Annotated in this window: 20 protein-coding genes and 1 tRNA gene; 9 read left to right on the top strand and 12 right to left on the bottom strand. The window is 71.5% G+C overall.

All coding sequences use genetic code 11. From position 1 onward, the window contains the following. Window positions 1-89 precede the first annotated feature (89 nt). A complete protein-coding gene (locus IF655_RS17715) occupies window positions 90-362 on the top strand; it encodes an ATP-binding protein (protein WP_199585779.1) in 273 nt (90 codons plus the stop codon). After that, window positions 359-514, top strand: coding sequence for a hypothetical protein (locus tag IF655_RS17720; RefSeq protein ID WP_199585780.1), 156 nt, complete (start codon window positions 359-361; stop codon window positions 512-514). Before IF655_RS17715 ends, IF655_RS17720 begins: the two co-directional genes overlap by 4 nt. 26 nt (window positions 515-540) lie before the next feature. Here the strand turns inward: IF655_RS17720 and IF655_RS17725 are convergent, their stop codons facing one another. From IF655_RS17725 to IF655_RS17740, 4 genes are all read right to left on the bottom strand, one after another. Then, window positions 541-969 carry a hypothetical protein gene (locus IF655_RS17725; protein ID WP_199585781.1) on the bottom strand — a complete coding sequence of 143 codons (429 nt, stop codon included), beginning with the start codon at window positions 967-969 and terminating at the stop codon, window positions 541-543. A gap of 136 nt (window positions 970-1,105) precedes the next feature. Continuing rightward, a complete protein-coding gene (locus tag IF655_RS17730; RefSeq protein ID WP_199585782.1) occupies window positions 1,106-1,705 on the bottom strand; it encodes a lytic polysaccharide monooxygenase in 600 nt (199 codons plus the stop codon). Between the two features lie 125 nt (window positions 1,706-1,830). Then, complete coding sequence (locus tag IF655_RS17735; RefSeq protein WP_199585783.1) at window positions 1,831-2,982, bottom strand: SPFH domain-containing protein; 1,152 nt, start codon at window positions 2,980-2,982, stop codon at window positions 1,831-1,833. A gap of 144 nt (window positions 2,983-3,126) precedes the next feature. Continuing rightward, on the bottom strand, window positions 3,127-4,416 hold the full coding sequence (locus tag IF655_RS17740) for a peptidoglycan-binding protein (RefSeq protein WP_199585784.1): 1,290 nt from the start codon (window positions 4,414-4,416) through the stop codon (window positions 3,127-3,129). Between the two features lie 197 nt (window positions 4,417-4,613). On the opposite strand from IF655_RS17740, the gene IF655_RS17745 reads away from it, so the two are divergent. From IF655_RS17745 to IF655_RS17755, 3 genes are all read left to right on the top strand, one after another. Continuing rightward, window positions 4,614-4,687, top strand: a tRNA-Lys gene (locus IF655_RS17745). Between the two features lie 325 nt (window positions 4,688-5,012). Then, complete coding sequence (locus IF655_RS17750; protein WP_199585785.1) at window positions 5,013-7,040, top strand: glycosyltransferase family 2 protein; 2,028 nt, start codon at window positions 5,013-5,015, stop codon at window positions 7,038-7,040. After that, window positions 7,037-8,974, top strand: a complete 1,938-nt coding sequence (locus IF655_RS17755) for a kelch motif-containing protein (protein ID WP_199585786.1) — start codon at window positions 7,037-7,039, stop codon at window positions 8,972-8,974. The genes IF655_RS17750 and IF655_RS17755 overlap by 4 nt, the downstream gene beginning before the upstream one ends. 92 nt (window positions 8,975-9,066) lie before the next feature. On the opposite strand, the gene IF655_RS17760 is transcribed toward IF655_RS17755, so the two are convergent. From IF655_RS17760 to IF655_RS17785, 6 genes are all read right to left on the bottom strand, one after another. Further along, the gene (locus IF655_RS17760) at window positions 9,067-10,107 is read right to left on the bottom strand and encodes a glycoside hydrolase family 6 protein (RefSeq protein ID WP_199585787.1); all 1,041 of its coding nucleotides are present in this window, start codon (window positions 10,105-10,107) and stop codon (window positions 9,067-9,069) included. A 107-nt stretch (window positions 10,108-10,214) separates the two neighbouring features. Beyond that, window positions 10,215-10,892 (bottom strand): class F sortase, encoded by a 678-nt coding sequence (locus IF655_RS17765; protein WP_199585788.1) that lies wholly within the window; start codon window positions 10,890-10,892, stop codon window positions 10,215-10,217. Window positions 10,893-10,908: 16 nt separating this feature from the next. Next, window positions 10,909-11,580 carry a hypothetical protein gene (locus IF655_RS17770; RefSeq protein WP_199585789.1) on the bottom strand — a complete coding sequence of 224 codons (672 nt, stop codon included), beginning with the start codon at window positions 11,578-11,580 and terminating at the stop codon, window positions 10,909-10,911. A gap of 221 nt (window positions 11,581-11,801) precedes the next feature. Further along, window positions 11,802-12,581, bottom strand: coding sequence for an HAD-IIA family hydrolase (locus IF655_RS17775; protein WP_199585790.1), 780 nt, complete (start codon window positions 12,579-12,581; stop codon window positions 11,802-11,804). Window positions 12,582-12,642: 61 nt separating this feature from the next. Next, window positions 12,643-13,773, bottom strand: coding sequence for a hypothetical protein (locus tag IF655_RS31650; RefSeq protein ID WP_199585791.1), 1,131 nt, complete (start codon window positions 13,771-13,773; stop codon window positions 12,643-12,645). A gap of 427 nt (window positions 13,774-14,200) precedes the next feature. Next, on the bottom strand, window positions 14,201-15,358 hold the full coding sequence (locus IF655_RS17785) for an ROK family transcriptional regulator (protein ID WP_199585792.1): 1,158 nt from the start codon (window positions 15,356-15,358) through the stop codon (window positions 14,201-14,203). Window positions 15,359-15,406: 48 nt separating this feature from the next. Between IF655_RS17785 and IF655_RS17790 the strand changes: the two genes are divergently transcribed. The 3 genes from IF655_RS17790 (at window position 15,407) to IF655_RS17800 (ending at window position 17,966) form a co-directional block, all read left to right on the top strand. Continuing rightward, window positions 15,407-16,480: a Gfo/Idh/MocA family oxidoreductase gene (locus IF655_RS17790; RefSeq protein WP_199585793.1), complete on the top strand. Its 1,074-nt coding sequence runs from the start codon at window positions 15,407-15,409 to the stop codon at window positions 16,478-16,480. After that, entirely contained in the window at window positions 16,480-16,959 is a 480-nt protein-coding gene (locus IF655_RS17795) for a heme-degrading domain-containing protein (RefSeq protein WP_199585794.1), read from the top strand. Before IF655_RS17790 ends, IF655_RS17795 begins: the two co-directional genes overlap by 1 nt. Window positions 16,960-17,081: 122 nt before the next feature. Further along, window positions 17,082-17,966 carry an LLM class F420-dependent oxidoreductase gene (locus IF655_RS17800; RefSeq protein ID WP_199585795.1) on the top strand — a complete coding sequence of 295 codons (885 nt, stop codon included), beginning with the start codon at window positions 17,082-17,084 and terminating at the stop codon, window positions 17,964-17,966. 32 nt (window positions 17,967-17,998) lie between these two features. Here IF655_RS17800 and IF655_RS17805 read toward each other — a convergent pair whose 3' ends face one another. Beyond that, entirely contained in the window at window positions 17,999-18,700 is a 702-nt protein-coding gene (locus IF655_RS17805) for a membrane protein insertase YidC (RefSeq protein WP_199585796.1), read from the bottom strand. A gap of 126 nt (window positions 18,701-18,826) precedes the next feature. Continuing rightward, window positions 18,827-19,126, bottom strand: coding sequence for a DUF6412 domain-containing protein (locus IF655_RS17810; protein WP_374100294.1), 300 nt, complete (start codon window positions 19,124-19,126; stop codon window positions 18,827-18,829). A 167-nt stretch (window positions 19,127-19,293) separates the two neighbouring features. Between IF655_RS17810 and IF655_RS17815 the strand changes: the two genes are divergently transcribed. Then, on the top strand, window positions 19,294-20,316 hold the full coding sequence (locus IF655_RS17815) for an SEC-C domain-containing protein (protein WP_199585798.1): 1,023 nt from the start codon (window positions 19,294-19,296) through the stop codon (window positions 20,314-20,316). The last annotated feature ends 105 nt before the right edge of the window (window positions 20,317-20,421 follow it).

Consider the following 20,421-nt stretch of genomic DNA (forward strand, 5'->3'; position numbering starts at 1 on the left):
CCCTGGCATGTCGCTTACATGAGCGGACAGTGCCCCGGCGACCGTGCGACCGGTCCCGGGGCGTGGCCGTTCTGAAGGAGCAGACCGACATGCCGCAACCTACAACCCGGGCCCGTCCGACCGGACACCCCGGGTACAGCGAGACCCTTCCACGTGACCCCAAGAGCGCCGCAACCGCCCGGCGCCTGGTCCGCGTGGCCGTGTCGGACTTCTCCCACGTGCTGCCCGAACTGTGCACGCCGAAGGACGACGAGGAAGGCGGACGCGGCTTGGCCCTCGTGACGGGGCTGGCGACCAAGTGGGGCACGGAAAAGAAGCCCTGGGGCAAGATCGTGTGGGCGGAGCTGGAGGGGCGACGGTGAGCGACCACACCCCCGGCCGCAGCGCGGCCCGAGCCCACCTGTCCCGGTTGATCGAGATGTTCGGCCACGACGGGTGCCTGCGGATCAACACCGCCCCCGCTGAACCCGAACCGGCCGTCGGCGCCGAGGACGCGAACGACGAGCAGGCGTGACCCCGAGCCGCGGGTGACGGCGCCGCTCAGAAGCGGGACAGGGTGACCCACTCGTGGATCACGTAGCCCGCGATCACGGCGAGGAGCAGCAGCCACACGGTGGTGCTCACCATCTCCGCGCCCGGCAGGGGCTCACCGGCCGTGGCCTTGTCCGGCTCGTGCGCGGCGTAGTGGATCACGACCACGTCGCCCTCGTCGCGGTCGCGCGGACCTCCGCTCTCCTTGAAGCGGACGGCGCGGCCGTCGCCGGTGGTGAAGTCGTACTCGTGCCACTGCACCCGCTGCGGCACGTTGTTGACCACCCGCGCCGTCGTCCACGCCCGGACCACCCGGGCCCGGGCGGTCAGCCCGCTCGCCCAGGCCGCACGCCGCTGCCGCGCCCGCCGGACGAGGGCCACGGCGGTGACGGCTATCACACCGAGAATCAGCATCATGCAGAGGTCGAAGAAATCCATGGGCGCGCGTACCCCCCGTACGTCGGATCCGGGACTCGTGCGCCCGGTGGACCCGGTCGGCCCACCAGGCGCATGCGGACCCTACCCGCACGGCGACGCGGCCGGACTCAAGCGAAGCTCAGAGATCGGCCGGAGGTCAGAACGTGACGTCCGAGCAGGCGTAGAACGCGTTGCCCGTGTCCGCGATCGTCCACACCGCGAGGATGACGTGATGCCCGCTGAGCCCCGTCGGCAGCGTCCCGCTGTGGCTGAGGGAGGACGGCGGGCGCTGGTTGTTGTACGGCACCTTGAGGAACGGGGTGAGGTTGAGGTCGGAGCGGGAGAGCGCGTGGTTCTGGTTCCAGCCCTGCTTGGTGACGTAGTAGCTGAAGTCGGTGGTGGCGTGCGAGGCGGTGAACTGCCAGCGGAAGGTGTACGACTGGCCACCGGTGACCCGGGTCGTGGGCCAGGCTCCGCCGGAGGGGGTGACCGGCGAGCTGAGCTGGGCGAAGCGGCTCACGCCGCCGTTGCAGAGCTGGCCGTCGGCGGGACCCGAGGCGGGGAAGCCCTTGGGACCCTCGACGCTCTGCGGCTCCCACTGGATGTCGCCGCAGTTCGCCACGGTGCCGTTCTGGCACAGCTTCTGCCGGCTGACCGGGAGGTCGGTGTAGCCGTGCCCGCTGGCCGCGGTGGTGGAGAGCCCGAAGGCTCCCGCGGTCACCGCGACGAGCAGGGCGGCGGACAACTTGGTCTTCATGCTGCCGCTCCTGGGAGAACGTGGGGGAAGTTCACTGAGCCGTGCAGTAGGTCTAGACCAAGTGCCAGATTATTACCGGGAGTTGAACATGTCCATACCGTGCGCGCACCCCGGGCGGGCGGACCTCAGGCGGGCTCCCCGCGCCCGGAGCAGAACGCCACGGTGAGGTCCCGTACCAGCGCCTTGCGCTCGTAGTCGTCCAGCTCGACCAGACCGCGCACGGTCAGCCGGGTCACCGTGTCCTCCACCGAGTCCACCACCGAGCTGAGCATCGTGGCCCGCTGCTGGGCGTCCAGGGCGGCGATCCGGCGCCGGTGCATGGCGGCGGCCACCTCGGGGGCGTACTCCACCCGGAGCGGCCGTACCGAGAAGACCTCAAGACCGGCTGCGGTCGCGTCGCCCGCCACCAGCCGGGTCAGCACCTCCGCCGACGCGTCCGCGCCACCGCGTGTACCGCCCGGCGCCTCCACCGGCACCCGGGCGAGAGCCGCCTCCACGCACTCGCGCAGATAGCCCTCGTGGTCCTCGATCCCGAGCAGCGCCCGCGCGGTGTCCCGCACCCGCCACACCACGAGCACCGACACCCGCAGCGCCACCCCGCTCGCGTCCGCCGCCGGGATCGCCTCGCTGCGCCAGTGCCGCAGCCGTACGTCCGCCCGGCGCCGCCGCAGCAGCGGGTTCACCCAGAGCAGTCCGGTACGGCGGACCGTGCCCCGGTAGCGCCCGAACATCCCGAGCACCCAGGCCCGTCCGGTGCGCCCCCGGGCCAGCCCCGCGAACCCGAACAGCCCGACCGCCCCGGCACCGGCGTACGCCGCCCACTGCGCCGGACCGAGCCCCGCGCCCGTGTACGACGGCAGCCGCAGCGACTCCAGGGCGAGCGGCGGCAGCACCCCCGCCCACCACGAGGTGGCCAGGCACCCGGCGACCCCGCCGAGCCCCGCGCACACCCCGACGGCGCCGGGCAGCACCCGCGCCGGGCGCTCCACCAGCTCCGGGTCGGCGGGGGGCACCGGGCGGGGGCGGGTCCGCGGCGCCGGGCGCGCGAGGCGCGGCTGCTCGCCGGTGCCCTGTCTGCGTCCCACCACGGCGGGTTTCAGCGGGACCGGCGCGGGGGCGGGGTCGTCGCGGAAGAGGAGATGGACGGGGATCTCGGTGGTCACCTCGTTGTGGATCAGCCGGGGCGGCCGGTGGCCGTTCGCGCCCGTGGGGGCCGGGGCGCCCTCGGGCTGTTCCTCGGACTCGGACTCGTGCGTGTGCGGTGCGGTCGTGCTCATGGGTGCCTCCAGCCTCCGCGCCAGATGCGTCATGACAAAGGGGTGAGATCGGGGATCAGTGGGTGGGTGACGGGGTCGGGCGGTGCGGGCCGGGGGCGTCCGGCTCCGCGTCCGCGTCCGGGTGCGGGTGCGAGTGCGGTGCGGCTACGTGAACAGGCGGCGCCAGGTGTCGGGACCCGGGTAGCCGTCGGCTGCCGAGCCGCGCCAGCCCTGTGCCTTCTGGAACGCCTCCACCGCCCGCCGGTCGGACTCGCTCCAGCGGGGTCCCGGACCGGTGGCGTAGTAGCTGCCGAATCCTTTCTTCACGAGCTGCTGCCCCAGCCGGGTGACGTAGACGTTGTTCGCGCCGGGACGGAAGTAGTCCCGCCCTGGGTAGGCGGGCACCGAGCCCGTCTTGACGGGCGGGATGTCCTTGCCGGTGCCGGTGACGAGCAGTTCCCAGGTGCGCGGACCCGGCAGCCCGTCGGCGGCGGAGCCGGTCCAGCCCTGCGCCTTCTGGAACGCCTCGGTGGCCCGCCGGTCCGCCTCGCCCCAGACCGGTCCCGGACCCGTGGTGTAGAAGGAGGCGCCGCCGCGCGCGACGAGCATCTGTCCGAGCTGGGTGACGTACGCGTTGTTCGCGCCCGGACCGAAGCGCGAGGCGCCGGGGAAGGGGGTGAGCGCGCCCCCGGTGGGCTCCGAACCGGACGCCCCGCTGGTGACGTTCTTGTAGCGGTAGGGGACGTACTTGGTGGTGTTGTTCCAGTAGGGGTACGGCGTGCTCTGGCGGCGGGTGTGCGGCGGGGTCTGCTCGTAGCCGGTGTAGGCGGTGCGGGTGTAGTCGGTCCAGCCGCCGAAGATCACGACGTGGGAGCCGTTCTGCGGGTCGGCGGCGTTGTGGAAGAGCAGGATGTCGCCGGGCTGCAGCTCCTCCTTGGTGATCCTCACGCCGAACTGGGCGAGGCTGCCCGTCCACTCGTTGGAGAGCAGCCCCCAGGCCATGGAGACATAGCCCGAGCAGTCCTGGCGGTAGCCGTCGGACCAGTACTTGCTCGTGCTGTACGGCACCTGCGCGTCCACCCACAGCTTGGCCCGGTTGATGATCTGGGTCCGGGTCATGGCCGGGGAGCGGCTGGTCAGGGGCTGTGAGGTGCCGGACCCGAAGAGCGGGGCGGTGCCGCCCTGCGGGGTGCCGGCCGTACCGTCCGCCGTCGGGGCGCCGGGGCGGGCGGGACGGGCCGGGGCGTGCTCCCCGGCCAGCGCGACGGCCTGTGGTACGGCCCCGAAGGCGGCGGACGCGGCGGACGCCACGGCCACCACCGCGGCACCCCGCGCCACCGGGCGGCCGTGGAAACCGCCGGGCGACGGACGGGGCGCCGTCCGCCGCCCGAGGACACAGCCGGGGCAGTCGCAGTCGCTCACGGGCTCGATTTCCTCGAACACCGGAGCGATCATGCGATCTACCTCACATTCGGGGTGGATTTGTCCGCGAGTGTGCACGTCGATCAGTCTCACAACTGTCGGCGGGACGCGCATGTTGACGGTCCGAATGATGTACGCCGACCACTCCCCCGCAGGCCGGGGCGCCCGGGACCGCCCCGACGGTGGTCGGAGCACCCTTCCAGGTCATGTAGAGTTTTCTCTGTCAGCAGGCGCCGCTAGCTCAGTTGGTTAGAGCAGCTGACTCTTAATCAGCGGGTCCGGGGTTCGAGTCCCTGGCGGCGCACAGACAACGATCAGGCCCCTCGTGAAAACGAGGGGCCTGATCGCGTTGTGCGGTACATGAACACTTTTGACCGGTAAACACCGCGTTTCGCATCTTGCGATCATGCTCGACGCCGTAGAACCCTGTTGTCCATCATGCCGTGGAAACACGGCAGTTGGGGGTTTGATACCGGTGGTCGACCGGCGGGAGGGGAGCCCGCCGACCGAGCGGCGCCGAGGGGGATGCCGCGTCAACCGGAGTTCACCGTCCCGCGACGGCCGAGGGGGCACCGGCGGGGCGGAAGACCGACGAAACACGCGCCGACGCGCGTGTGGGGGGATCACTCATGACGTCGACGCCGCAGGGCGCCCGGCAGAGCCATGACCAGAGCGACGATCCGTCGCGGACCACGCGGCTCCGCGCCGTCCAGCACCGGGACGGCCAGTTCCGAAGGATCAGGAGGAACCTGCCCAGATACGACTACGAGCACTACAGCCGCCTCGCCGGACCGCTGACCGAGCCGCCGCCCGGCCGGCCCTACACCGTCCGCTACCGCTCGCTGCTCGCGCAGGAGCCGCACCGTATACGCGCGGCGCTCATGCTCGGCGCCGCCCCGCTGCTCTCGCTCGTCCTGCTGGGCTGGCTGCTCCAGCCGGAGCACTGGACCGAGCGCGACTATCCCGCCTTCGCCGCGCTGCCCGCCCTGGACACGGTGATGCTGGTCTCGATCGGTCTGATCGAGTTCTTCCGCTGTGTGAACGTGCTGTCCAACGCGCACGCCACCCTCGTCGCCCGCGACCCGGTGCCGGTGGTGCCCGAGGACGGCACCCGGGTGGCGTTCCTGACCACCTTCGTGCCGGGCAAGGAACCGCTGGAGATGGTCACCCGCACCCTGGAAGCCGCCGTCCGGCTGCGCCACCGGGGTCTGCTGCACGTCTGGCTCCTCGACGAGGGCGACGACCCTGCCGTCAAGGAGGTCTGCGCCCGGCTCGGCGTCCACCACTTCAGCCGCAAGGGCGTCGAGCGCTGGAACCGCCCCGAGGGTCCGTACCGCGCGAAGACCAAGCACGGCAACTACAACGCCTGGCTGGAGGCGCACGGCGAGGCGTACGACTTCTTCGCCTCCGTCGACACCGACCACGTCCCGCTCCCCAACTACCTGGAGCGGATGCTGGGTTACTTCCGCGACCCGGACGTCGGCTTCGTCATCGGACCGCAGGTGTACGGCAATTACGACACCTTCGTCACCAAGGCGGCCGAGTCGCAGCAGTTCCTCTTCCACGCGCTGATCCAGCGCGCCGGGAACCGGTACGGCGGTCCGATGTTCGTCGGCACCTCCAACGCGGTGCGCATCGGCGCCATCCGGCAGATCGGCGGGCTGTACGACTCGATCACCGAGGACATGGCGACCGGCTTCGAGATGCACCGGACGCGGAACCCCGCCACCGGACGCAAGTGGAAGTCCGTCTACACGCCCGACGTGCTCGCGGTCGGCGAGGGTCCGAACGCCTGGACCGACTTCTTCACCCAGCAACTGCGCTGGTCCCGGGGCACGTACGAGACGATCCTCAAGCAGTACTGGAAGGGTCTGTTCACGCTGCCGCCCGGCAAGCTCTTCAACTACACGATGATGATCGTGTTCTACCCGATGTCCGCCCTCAACTGGATCCTGGCGGCGCTCAGTTGCGCCCTGTTCCTGGGTCTGGGCGCCTCGGGCGTGAACATCGACCCGACCGTGTGGCTGATGCTCTACGGCAACGCCTCCGCGCTCCAGATCGGTCTGTACGTCTGGAACCGGCGGCACAACGTCTCCCCGCACGAGCCGGAGGGCTCCGGCGGGGTCGCGGGCATGGTGATGTCGGCGCTGTCCGCGCCGGTCTACGCCCGCTCGCTGCTGGACGCCGTACTGCGCCGCAAGAGCCGCTTCGTGGTGACGCCGAAGGGCGAATCCGCCAGCCCTGACACGCTGTTCGGGACCTTCCGCATCCACTGGTTCTTCATCGCCGTCTTCGCGGGGTCGCTGACGGCGGGCTTCGCGCTCGGGCACGCGCATCCGGCGATGATCACCTGGGCGGTGTTCGCGCTGCTGATCACGGCGGCGCCGGTCTTCGCGTGGCGGTATGCGCTGTGGCAGGAGCGGCGGGGGGTCGGGCGGGTGACGGACTCGGGGACCGAGGTCATGGGCGAGGCCGAGACGGTCGCCGGGGCCCAGGTAGTGACAGGATCCAAGGTAGTCGTCGAAGCCGAGGTGGTGACCGAGCCCGCCAGGCAGATCCCGCACCCCCGCCCCGCCTGGAGCGGACCACCGCCGGACGGTGAGCGCGACGGCACCCTGCCGATCGCCCTCGGCGGGCTCGGGGGGCGTACCGAATGAGAAACCACACCGGTCGCCGCCGGGTCCGTAGGCTCGCCATGGGCAGCGTCGTCGTGCTCGCGCTCGCGGGCATGAACGGCCCCTGGCTCTACCGCTTCGGCACCGCGCAGTACCACCAGTACAAGATCAACGAGCCCGAGTACAAGGCGGCCAACGGGCACTGGGACGTCATCGAGTTCCCCAAGCAGTACCGCCAGGACACCATCCACGCGGCGCTGCTGCACACCGGCAAGGTGCTGCTGGTCGCCGGGTCGGGCAACAACCAGGACAACTTCGACCGGAAGAAGTTCGACACCCGGCTCTACGACCCGGTCAAGGGCACGATCAAGAAGATCCCCACGCCCAGTGACCTGTTCTGCACCGGCCACACCCAGCTCGCCAACGGCAACCTGCTGATCGCGGGCGGCACCAAGCGGTACGAGAAGCTCAAGGGCGACGTCACCAAGGCGGGCGGGCTGATGATCGTCCACAACGAGAACCCGGACAAGCCGATGACGCTGCCCGCGGGCACGCGCTTCACGGGGCGGTCCAACGGCAAGACGTTCGTCTCCAAGGACCCGGTGCTCGTCGCCCGCGCGAAGAAGGTCTTCGACCGCAAGACCGGCAAGTTCCTGCGCAACGACCCCGGTCTGGGGCGCATTTACGTCGAGGCGCAGCGCAGCGGCGCCACGTACGAGACCGGTACGCAGGACAACTACCGTGTCCAGGGCCTCAAGGGCGCCGACGCGCGCAACACGTACGGCATCGCGCAGAAGCTCGCGCTCGACAAGAAGGACTTCCAAGGCATCCGCGACGCCTACGAGTTCGACCCGGTGGCCGAGCGGTACATCAAGGTCGACCCGATGCACGAGGCCCGCTGGTACCCGACGCTCACCACCCTGTCCGACGGCAAGATCCTCAGCGTCTCCGGGCTCGACGACATCGGTCAGCTCGTCCCCGGCAAGAACGAGGTCTTCGACCCCAGGACCCGGAAGTGGACGTACACCAAGAAGATCCGCCAGTTCCCGACCTACCCGGCGCTGTTCCTGCTGCAGAACGGCAAGATCTTCTACTCCGGGTCGAACGCGGGCTACGGTCCCGACGACGTGGGGCGCACGCCCGGCATCTGGGACCTGGACAGCAACAGGTTCACCGATCTGCCCGGGCTCAGTGACCCGGACCGGTTGGAGACCTCCGGGACCGTGCTGCTGCCTCCGGCCCAGGACGAGCGGTTCCTGGTGATCGGCGGGGGCGGGGTGGGCGAGTCTTCTTTGTCCAGTAAGAAGACTCGGCTCATCGATCTCAAGGCCAAGCGACCGCGCTTCACGGACGGTCCGCGACTGGAGAAGGGGACCAGGTATCCGCAGTCCTCGATCCTGCCCGACGACACCGTGCTGGTCTCCGGCGGCTCCGAGGACTACCGGGGGCGCGGCGACTCCAACATCCACCAGGCGCGGCTCTACCACCCCGACGGCAACAGCTTCACCCGCGTCGCGGACCCGCTGGTGGGCCGGAACTACCACTCCGGCTCCCTGCTGCTCCCGGACGGGCGCGTGCTGTTCTTCGGCTCCGACTCGCTGTACGGGGACAGGGCGAACACCAAGCCGGGGGTGTTCGAGCAGCGGGTCGAGGTCTACAGCCCGCCGTATCTCTACCGGGACGCCCGGCCGGAGTTGAGCGGGGGACCCGGTGTCATCGCGCGGGGGGACTCGGGGACGTTCACCTCTCGGCATGCGCGCAGTGTTCGGAAGGTGCGGTTGATCCGGCCGAGTGCGTCCACGCATGTCACTGATGTGGATCAGCGGTCCATCGCGCTGGACTTCAAGACGTCCGGGGATCGGGTCACTGTGACCGTGCCGACGAGTCGGAATCTGGTGCCGTCGGGGTGGTACATGCTGTTCGTGGATGACGATCAGGGGACTCCGTCTGTGGCGAAGTGGGTCCAAGTTCCATAGCGCTCCCGCGGGTTCGTGGATGGGTGCGGGAGCGCTGTGGCTTGTCGCGCCCACGCGGCGGAGCCGCAAATCGACACAGCCCCGCGCCCCTTTCAGGGAGTTGGGGGCGCCGCTAGCTTCAAGGCGTAACTTGGCCACCAATCTCCCGCCTTCGGACCTCCCTTGCACGTGCCGTCCGACTCACCCGGGCGTTTCACCCACAAGTAGGCGTCCACCAACGGGTCCGCCGTCGTCGTGGTCGGGGCGGCGCCCAGCGCCCGCCCCGGCGGGTTGCACCAACGCTCGTCCGGATTTCCGCCTGTGTACGGGCCGTTGCCGTTGCGGCTGGTGTCTATCACGAAGTGTTTGTCGCCGACCTTGGACGAGAGGCGTTTGCCGTAGGTGAGGGAGTCCTTGGTGGAGTAGAAGTTGGCGACGTTGACGGCGAAGCCGTCCGCGCGGGCGATACCGGCGCGTCGCAGCGGGGCGTAGATCTGGTCGGGGTGACCCCAGCCCGCGTTGCCCGCGTCCAGGTAAACCTTGGTGTTCTTCAGGGACTTGAGCCGGTCGACCGCGCCGGAGAGCAGGTCGTAGCGCTCCTCGTGGAACTCGGCGGGGGTGCAGCCGTCGACCAGGTGGAGGAGGGCGTCCGGTTCGAGGATCACGGTGGCGGGGCGGTCGCCGATGCCCCGGGCCACGCCGTCGATCCAGGCGCGGTAGGCGTCGCCGTCGGCCGCGCCGCCGCTCGAGTACTGGCCGCAGTCGCGGTGCGGGATGTTGTAGAGCACCAACAGGGCGGTGCGGCTTGAGCGTTCGGCTGCCTCGGTGAAGCCGCGGGCTTCCTGCTCGGGGTTCTCCGGGCCGATCCACTCCCCCGTGGGCTGTTCGGCGATCCTGCGGATCCGGTCCGCCTCGGTCTTTCTGCCCGCCTTCTCGTAGGCGGCGACCTGGCGGGCCGCGTTGCCGTCCGGGTTGACCCAGAACGGGTCGGTGGCGCGCGGCTGTTGGGTGATCCGCGCGCCGGTGTTCTTGGCTCCCGCGTCCTTGCCGCCGCCGTCCCCCGAGGAACACCCTGCCGCGAGCAGTGCCGCCCCCAGCAGCATCGCGGACATCCGTGCCCGTCCCGAAGGACGGTCCCCCCTGCCGTCGTACATGCGATTCCCCCCTGGAGCGCATCCGGTCGGGTACCAATCGTGGCATACCGGTGCGGACGCCACGAGGTCGTCCAGGAAAGGGAGTTGAGGCTTTCGGATGGCCGGGGTCAGGGACCGGTGGCGGTGAGGTACGCCGAGACGACGACGTTCGCCGTGTAGCTCCGGGTGGTGCGGTCGAAGGTGCCGCCGCAGGTGATCAGGCGCAGCTCGGCGCGACCGGGCTTGCGGGTGCCGTAGGCGCGGTCGGCGTCGAAGTCGGTCAGGGGGATCACCTGGACGCCGTCGATGGTGAACTCCGCGACCTTGTTGTCCGCGCGCACGACACGGACCTTCTCGCCGGGCTTGAGGGTGCTGAGCCGGTAGAACACGGCGGCGCGGGTCGTGGTGTCGACATGCCCGACCACCAGCGCGGTGCCGGGGGCGCCCGGCGCGGTTCCGGCGCCGTACCAGCCGACCACACCCGGCTGGTCGAAGGGCGGCGGGACGATGGCGCCCTTGCTGTCCAGTCCGCGTGACATCACCGGTGCCTGGACGTCGAGTTGGGGGATGTCGAGGCGGGTCGGAGCCGAGGCGTCCAGCGGCTTCGCCGGGGCGGGCAGGGGGGTGCCGTCGTACGCCCTGCCGAGCCCGGCCAGGTCGCCGGTCGAGGTGTCCGGCAGTCCGGTCGCCTCGCGGCCCCACAGCCACAGTCCGAGGAGCAGGACAGCCCAGGCTGTGAGCATGACCAGCCGACCGGTTCCGGAGGTGTGCGCGCCCTCGCCGGACGCGGTGGATTCATCGGGCATGACGCGTTCCGTGCCCTCAGTCGGTGCCGCGTCTCCGGCGGGACCGGAGAAGGACGACTCCCGCCGCCGCGCAGCCCGCGAGAGCCAGCCCGGACAGCGCCTGCGCGGCGCCGGGACCCGAGCCGGTGGGGGCGACCGTGGCGAAGAGGGTGTCGCTCTTCCCGTCCGCCGCGAGACCGTCTGCCGCGAGGTCGTCTGCCGCTAGACCCTGGGCCGTGACGCCCTGCGCCGTGCCGCCGCCGCCCGCGTGGACCGGGGCGATGGGCGAGGCGGCGGTCAGCGGCTCCTCGCCGGAGTCGTCCGCCGGGTCGTCGGGACCCGTCGCCTGGCCGGAGTCACCGGCGGCCCGGTCGGCCACCTTGATCCGGCTGGTGAACGAGTGTCCGGCGCAGGTGACCGTGACGTCGTACGCCCCCGCCTGCAGCGCGGTGCGCACCCGGGTGTCCCCGGTCAGCGCGCCCCCGCTGCCGATCAGCCGGGCGGCGGAGACGAACGCGGACGACACCGCGCTGCCCTGCGAGCCGGAACAGCCGTTCACCCGCAGGGACACGTCGGAGCCGGGTGCGGGCGCGGCCGGGGACACGGTCACCCCGCCGTCCGCCGCGTGGGCGGTGGTGGTGAGCGTGGCGGGAGCGAGGGCGACCGCCGCCAGAAGTGACGTACAGAGAGTGAGGCGAGCTGAGCACATCGTGAACCTCCAGATATCTGGAGGCTCCCCCGAGCGGAGCGCCCCCGCATCCCCGGAAGGGGGGCGCTTGCTCCGAACGGGTGGGTCCGGGCGGGACCCGGGTGGGGCTCGGGTGCGGGCGGGTTTCGGCGCGCGGTCTCGGCGCCGAGACCCGAGCCCCGGCTCGTTCCCCGCCCCGCGACCCCGCGCCGCGACCCCGCGCCGCGACCCCGTCCCGGACCTCAGACCAGGTCGACCAGGTCCGCGATCGAGTCGACGACCTCGGAGGGGCGGAACGGGTAGCGGTCGACCTCGTCGGGCTGGGTGACGCCGGTCAGGACGAGGAAGGTGCGCATCCCCGCCTCCAGACCCGCGAGCACGTCGGTGTCCATGCGATCGCCGATCATCGCGGAGGTCTCCGAGTGCGCGCCGATCGCGTTGAGCCCGGCCCGCATCATCAGCGGGTTGGGCTTGCCGACGAAGTACGGCTTCTTCTTCGTGGCGGCGGTGATCAGCGCGGCGACCGACCCGGTGGCGGGCAGCGCGCCCTCGGTGGAGGGACCGACGTTGTCCGGGTTGGTGGCGATGAACCGGGCGCCGTCGTTGATCAGCCGGACCGCCTTGGTCATGGCCTCGAAGGAGTACGTGCGGGTCTCCCCGAGGATCACGAAGTCCGGCTCGTGGTCGGTGAGGATGTAGCCGACGTCGTGCAGCGCGGTGGTCAGCCCAGCCTCCCCGATGACGTACGCGCTGCCGCCGGGGCGCTGGTCGTTCACGAACTGCGCCGTGGCCATCGCGGAGGTCCAGATGTTCTCCACCGGCACGTCCAGACCCAGCCTGCGCAACCTGGCGTGCAGGTCACGGGCGGTGTAGATGGAGTTGTTGGTCAGCACCAGGAACGGCCGCTCCGCCTCCCGCAACTTCTTCAGGAAGGCATCGGCACCGGGGATCGGAACACCCTCGTGAATCAGCACCCCGTCCATGTCGGTGAGCCACGACTCGATGGGCTTGCGGTCTGCCATGTACGTCTCCGTCTCCCGGCTTGAGTGCGGTGCAGCCCCCAGCGTAGTGAGGGTGACGGGGTCAGTGACGTCGGCGGGGGTGGGTGCGGGGGCGCCTGCGGGCGATCAGGGAGGCGGCGGCGCCGAGGGCGAGGAGGGCGGAGGCGGCGGTGAGGAGGGGGGTGGTGGGGGTGGGGCCGGTTGCGGCGAGTTCCGGGCGGTCGGCAGGGTCGGTCGAGGTTTCCGGGGCTTCCGAGTCGTCGGAGTCCTGGGTGGAGTCGGTGCCTTCCGTGTCGTCCGAGGTCCCTGTGTCGTCCGAGGTCTCCGTGTCCTCCGGCTCCGTTACGTCGTCGGGGGCGGCGGGGGTGTCGGTGTCGGCGGTCTCGGCGGTGCCGGGTGCCTTGGCGGTCGGGGTGGGGCGGGGGGTGGTCGGGTAGAGGGTGGGACCGGGGGATTCGGCGCCGGTGAGGGTGGGAGCCGGGGTCCGAGGGCTTGTGGTGCCGGAGGCTTTGGTCTCGGCGGTGCTGGTGCCGGTGCTGTCCTGACCGGGGCTGGCGCTGCCGGTGGGTACGGCGGGCACGCCTGTCGGCATTGTCGGGGCTGACGGAACTGCCGGTACCGACGGAACCGCCGGTGCTGACGGGACCGCTGGCGCCGAAGGAATCGCCGGTGCCGACGGCACCTCCTCCTCACCCCGCTCCTCCTCGCCGCTCTCCTCGTCGGTGATGCCGAACCGGTAGGCGTTGGACTCCCCCACCCAGTCCCCGTCGTCGCCCTTGCGCTGGATGACGGCGGCGTTCGCGGTGACCTGTTCGGGGGCGGCGTCGGCGGCGAGGGCGAGACGCACCTTGACGCTCACCGTCTTGCCGGGAGCCACCGTGAACCCCCCGAACCCGTCGCCCTCCAGCACACCGATCAGCTCCTGCTCATCGGTACTCACGAACCGGACCGCCCGCGCCCGCGAGCCGTCGTAGAAATCCATCCTCGGCTGCGCGGGCTTCAGCGCCCGCCGCTCGTCCACGAGGACGACGACCGGGTGCACCCCGGTGCAGGCGACCTTGGCGGTGTTGGTGAGGTCGATGTACCAGGTCCCGTAATCACCGCCCGCCGCATAGGAGTTGGGCCCCCCGTGAATCCGGGTCTCCAGCGGGAAGGTCCGACCGTCCCCGGTGGGCGCGCACCCGGCGGCGGCATAAGCGGCGGAGGGGCTCAACGGGAGCAGAACGGAAGCCGAGGCAAGACAGAAAACGGAAGGAAGAGAAGCGAGGGAAAACGATCGCATGACCATATGAACTTCCCAACAAACCCCACCACACCGCCCCCCACCCCCGGACGACACACCAACTCCCCCCGATCAGTGCACCCCCCTCCCCCAACCGGCTCCGCCAACCACCCCCAACGGCAGCACACCGCGAAGGCCACCGACGGCGAGAACCCCGCACGGCGCCCACCGGCACCCGACAACGAAAGCCGCACGCGGCGAACACCGCACCACCCCACCACGCACCCAAGGCCGCCGACGGCGAGAACCCCCCACAGGGGCCACCCGCACCCGACAACGAAAGCCGCACGGGTGGTGCGGGTGGGAACCAACCCCGCCGAAGGCGAAGCCGAGGCGGAAACCCCGGCACCACCCCCACCTACCCATCCCGCCCAAACACCGACCCCAACAACAACTGCCCCGCCCCCACAGCCACCCCCCGCTCCCCGCCGGAGGCAACCCGTACAGGCACCCCTTCCGGCACCCCCTCCGGCACCCCCTCCGACAACCCCGCCCGCCGAGCCCGCTCCGCGAGAACCTCCGCCACCCCCCGCACATAAACCTCCGGCGCCCCCGCAACCGTCCGCCCCCCGAGCAGCACAAGGTCGATGTCCAGCAACCCCACCAGATTCCCCGCCCCCACACCCAGCACCCGCGCCGCCTCGGACGTCTCCCCCCGCCCCGCAGCGGCAAGGCACAGCACCTCCACGCACCCCCGGTTCCCGCACGGACACACCGGCCCGTCGAGCTGAAGCACCTGGTGCCCGAACTCCCCCGCCCCGGTCCGCGCCCCCCGATGCACCCGCCCCCCGATCACGAGCCCCGCACCCAGCCCCGTACCGAGGTGAAGGTAGGCGAAGGACCCGCCCTCACCCCCAGCCGCGAGCCCCAGCGCAGCGGCATTCGTGTCCTTGTCCACCACGACCGGCACCCCCAGCCGCTCCGCGAGCGCGTCCCGCAGCGGAAACCCCGCCCACTCGGGAAACCCGGTGACCCGGTGCAGTACACCCCGGACGTGATCGAGCGGTCCCGGCAGCGCGACCCCCACCCCGAGCAGCGTCGGCGCGTCGGCAGGCACACCACATCCCAGCACCGACCCGACCAGCGCCGTCACCTCCGCCGCGACCAGATCGAGCACCGCCTCCGCCCCACCACCGAGCCCGACAGTCCCGTACCGCTCCCCCACCACCGTCCCGTTCAGATCGAGCAGCACCGTACGCAACTCGTCCCGGTCGAGGTGCACACCGACCGCGTGCCCCGCCTCGGGGACCAGCCGCAGCACCGTCCGCGGTTTGCCCCCCGTGGAAGCCCGGCGCCCCGCCTCCGCCGCGAACCCCTCCTCCCGCAGCCGCGCCGTGATCTTGCTGACGGCCTGCGGGGTGAGCTCCGTACGCTCGGCCAGCTCCAGACGGCTGATCCCCTCCGCCCCCGCGCCCCGCAGCAGATCGAGCACGAGCGCGGTGTTGTGGGACCGCACCGCGAGGAGGTTCGCTCCCACCGGGCCGGGGCCGCTCTTCGTCCTGTTCACACGGTCCATTGTCCCCGCCGCTTGCACTTTGGCAACAGCGTTGCGAAAGTGGGACGCATGACTGGTACCCCTCTCCGCGTCGGCCTGATCGGCTACGGCCTCGCCGGCTCCGTCTTCCACGCCCCGCTGATCGCCGCCACCGACGACCTCGTCCTGGACACGGTCGTCACCGCGAACCCCGAGCGGCAGGAGCAGGCCCGCGCCGAGTTCCCCGACGTACGCGTGGCCGCCACGCCCGAGGAGCTGTTCGAGCGCGCCGACGAGCTGGACCTGATCGTCATCGCGTCCCCGAACAAGACGCACGTGCCGCTCGCCACCACCGCCCTGAAGGCGGGTCTGCCGGTCGTCGTGGACAAGCCGATCGCGGGCGCCGCCGCCGAGGCGCGCGAGCTGGCCGCCCTCGCGGACGAGCGCGGTGTACTGCTCTCCGTCTTCCAGAACCGCCGCTGGGACAACGACTTCCTGACCCTGAAGAAGCTCATCGAGGACGGCGGTCTCGGGGACGTCTGGCGCTTCGAGTCCCGCTTCGAGCGCTGGCGCCCGCAGCTCAAGGGCGGCTGGCGCGAGTCCGGCGACCCGGCCGAGATCGGCGGTCTGCTCTACGACCTCGGCAGCCACGTCGTCGACCAGGCGCTGGTCCTGTTCGGCCCGGTCACCGAGGTCTACGCCGAGGCGGTCGTCCGCCGCGACGGCGCCGAGACCGACGACGACACGTTCATCGCCCTGACCCACGCGAGCGGCGTCCGCTCCCACCTGTACGTCTCCGCGACCACCGCCCAGCTCGGTCCCCGCTTCCGGGTGCTCGGCTCGCGCGCGGGCTTCGTGAAGTACGGTCTGGACCCGCAGGAGGCGGCGCTGCGCGACGGCGCCCGCCCCGGCACGGACACCGCCTGGGGCACCGAGGAGTCGGAGCTGTGGGGCCGCCTCGGCGCGGGCGAGTCCCCGGTGACCGGCGGCGGCACCGCCGTCGAGACCCTGCCCGGCGACTACCCGGCGTACTACGCGGCCGTCGCCGCCGCCGTGCGCGGCACCGCTCCCAACCCGGTGTCCGCCCTGGAGGCAGCCGAGGCGCTCGACGTCCTGGAGGCGGCTCGCCGCTCCGCTCTCGACAAGGTGACGGTGACCCTCTGATGACGTCCACTCCCGCACCGGCTCCCGACGTCGCGGACCTGGAGGAACAGGAACGGCGCCTGGTCTTCCGTACGTTCACGTACGACGACGCCTGGGCGCTCGGCTCGCTCCTGGTCGAACTGGGCCGCGAGCGCCAGGCGCCCATCGCGATCGACATCCACCGCGCGGGCCAGCAGCTCTTCCACGCCGCGCTGCCCGGCTCGACCCCGGACAACGACGCCTGGATCGCCCGCAAGCGCCGGGTCGTGGAGCGCTACGGCGCCGCGTCGTACCTGGTCGGCTCCCGTTTCCGCGCCAAGGGCACGACCTTCGAGGACTCCTCCCGCCTCGACCCCGATCAGTACGCGGCGCACGGCGGTTCCTTCCCGATCACGGTCGACGGCGTGGGTGTCGTCGGCTCGGTGACGGTCTCGGGGCTGCCGCAGGTGGAGGACCACCGGCTGGTGGTGGAGGCGCTGGAGCGGTTCCTGGCGCGCTGAGCGCCCCCATCCGTCTCACGCGCCCCGGGATTACCGCGCGGCTCCCTCCGGTTGGGACCGGTGTGCACGACGATCGAGTACCGACGATCGACGGCACCAACCCAGCCGGAGGGACAGACCCGATGAGCGAGTCGACGAGCGAACGCATCGCCAAGGACGCGATCGGCCGGTACGGCGTCTGGAGCGTGGGACTGCGCTCCGAGTACCCCGACCGGCGCGACGCGATCGCCGAGGCGGCGGCGGAACTGGAACAACTCGGCTACGGCGCCGCCTGGTTGGGCGGCAGCAGCGCCCCGCGCCACGCCCTCCCGCTGCTCGGGGCGACCTCCCGTCTGGTCGTCGGCACGAGCATCCAGAGCATCTGGCAGTACGACGCGGCGGACAGCGCGGCGCAGTTCTCCGAGGTGGACTCCACCTACCCCGGTCGCTTCCTGCTCGGTCTCGGCGTGAGCCACGCCAAGCTGGCGGAGCAGTACAAGCGCCCGTTCTCGGCGCTGGTCTCCTACCTCGACGAGCTGGACAAGGCAGGTGTCCCGGCGGGGCGCCGGGTGCTGGCGGCGCTCGGTCCCAAGACCCTGGAGCTGTCCGGCGAGCGCGCCCTGGGGGCGATCCCCTACCTGGTCACCCCCGAGCACACCGCCGAGGCGCGCGACATCCTGGGTCCCGAGCCGCTGCTCGCGCCGGAACTCGGCGTGGTCCTGGAGCCCGACCCGGCCCGCGCCCGCGCGCTGGCCCGTGGCCATGTCGCGATGTACCTCCAGCTCCCGAACTACACCAACGCCTGGCGCCGCCTCGGCTTCACCGACGCCGACCTCGCCGACGGCGGCAGCGACCGTCTGATCGACGCGCTGTACGCCTGGGGCGACCCCGGCCGCATCCGCGACCGCGTCGAGTCCTTTCTCACGGCGGGCGCCGACCATGTCGCCCTCCAGGTCGTCGAGGAGGACACCTCCCGCGACGACCTGCCGCGCGAGGCGTGGCGCAGGCTGGCGTCGATCCTGTTCTGACCTGTTCCGACGGTTTCCGGGAGCGCGGCGGGCTACAGCAGCGCCCGCTCCGCCGCGCTCCACGCCGTACTGGTGACGACGTACAGCGCGGCGGCGAGCGGCACGACCGCGACCGTGACCAGGGTGAGGAAGGACATGAACGGCATGACCTTCCCGACGGTGCCGAGCCCCGGGACGGCGTTCTCCTGTGTCATGACGGGGTTCTCGGCCGCCAGCTTCCTGGTGGTGCGGTAGTTGACGGTGGCGACGGCCGCGACGACGGCGAACAGGGCGAGGTAGACGACCCCGGCCGCCCCGAACACCCCGCCGGTGCCGAGCGCGTCGGCCCAGCGGCCGCCGAGCGGGGCACCGAACAGGTCGTGCGCGAGCAGCCCGTTGCTCCCGCCGCCGATCGTCGTGTTGGAGAACAGGTGGTAGAGCAGGAAGAAGGCGGGCATCTGGAGCAGGCTCGGCAGCAGTCCCGCGAACGGTGAGACCTTCTCCTCCGCGTGCAGTCGCGCCACCGCCGCCCGCAGCCGCTCCGGGTCCTTCGCGTGCCGCGTCCGCAGCTCCGCGAGCCGTGGCCGCAGCGCGGTCTGCGCCCGCCGTCCGCGCGCGGCGGCGCGGGACAGCGGATGCACGAGGAGCCGTACGAGCGCGGTGAACAGGACGATCGCGGCGGCGGCCGCGGAGGCGTGGCAGAGCGGCTGGAGCAGGCTCGCGAGCTGCTCGACGAGCCGGGCGAAGACGGACATGGGTGGGACCCTCCGGAAGTGGGGTGCGTCGTGCCGGGTGTGGCGCATGGCAGGGCGGCATGACGACGCACGCGGGAAGCACGAAGAAGCCCGGAACCCGGTCGGGGTTCCCTATTGCTTCTCCGGCTACGCGTGGATCGCCGGGAGGGCGATTCCGGGAGCCCGGGGCCGACGGCGGCCGGCCGCATCGGGATCACGCTGCGGCAGGAAGGCCGTACGCCGGTCCCGGTCGCGTATCGCCGTACGCACGCGGGTGCGGGGTACGGCGGGGACGCGGCGGGCGACCAGCGAGCAGACGGTGAGCGCGGAGGCGGCCGCGGTGGTCGCGGCGAGGGCGACGGCGGCGGAGAGCGTGCCGGTGCCGAGGAGGGCGGCCTGGAGCAGCAGAAGCTGCACGAAGACGAGCGGGACGACGACCGGTCGCACCGACACCACCCCCTGCCCCTGCACTCGCTCGTGGATCTTCTCTTGTCTGGGAACGCGGGAGATCCCGCAGTGGTTCCGGATTCGAAGAGAAATCCCGGAATTCCCCCGGAGGTCGATGCCGGACGCACCCTCCACCTGTGTCGGTGGTCGGCAGTACGGTGTCACCCATGCGCCCCGACACGCCTGCCGAGAACGTCGACCACACCGCTGAGGCGGCACGCCTGGAGCGGACCGCCGGGCTGTATCCGGAGGACGCGGAAGCGCTGCTGCTGCGCGCCGCGGCCCACCTGGAGCTGTCCGGCGACCGCCCCGCGGCGACCGCGCTGTACGACCGCCTGCTGTCCGGCGCGGCTCCGCTGGACCACCCTCAGCTCGTCCGCGCGCTCAAGGCGTCGAACCTGTGGGAGTACGGTCACGAGGCGGAGGCGCGCGCGATCATCGACGGCATCCGCATGGCGGCTCCGCGCGACCCGGCGCCCTGGGTGATCGTGGCGGAGTCCCTGGAGTCGCACGACGAACTGGAAGCGGCGCACGAGACGTACTCGGAGGGCGCGCGGCTGCTCCTGGCCGACGTCCCGGAGCGCCCGCCGTACGCGACCCACGCCCTGCTCTTCGGTCGTCACCGGGTCCGCCGGATGCTGGGGCTGCCCCACGACGACTGGGACGGCGTGGCCGACACCCTGCACGCCTCCCCGGTCTCCCTGGACGAACTCCACGACCCCAAGCGCGTGTGGTCCCTCGGCTCGGACAACCCCGCCGAACTGGAAGCGGAGATCTCCCGCCTCCACGCCGAACTCAACGCCGCCCGCGAGGCCCTCTCCCGCCCCTTCCCGGTCGCCGTCCTCCACTGGCCCGCCCCCGAACTCACCGAACTCCTCACGGCGTACCCCTCCCTGACCTCCGAATACCCCACCCACGACCACCACCTCCACCTCATAGAAACCTCCCTCCGCGAACTCGCCACCTCCGGCACCCCCAACCTCGGCATCGTCACCGGCACGGTCCCCTCCTACGAGGCGTTCGCGGCCTCGGAGGGCGCGTCCCCCTCCGACGCGGCGCTGCTCCCGCAGTACGCGACGACTCTGGCGGCACGGGGGTTGGCGGCGGAGTGGCCGCCGGAGCGGGGGGCGGGGTGTTGGTGCGGGTCGGGGACGCCGTACACGGAATGCCACAGGACTCCGCAAGCCTGAGGTGACCGGCGTCCCAGAATGCGGAGCCGGTCGCCTCGGCCGGGCGCCCGCGTCCGAACGACATGTACGCCTGAGGCGCGACACCATTGGACAACGTGAAACCCT

Origin of the sequence: Streptomyces sp. DSM 110735, assembly GCF_016482685.1 — a bacterium.
Classification (GTDB): domain Bacteria; phylum Actinomycetota; class Actinomycetes; order Streptomycetales; family Streptomycetaceae; genus Streptomyces.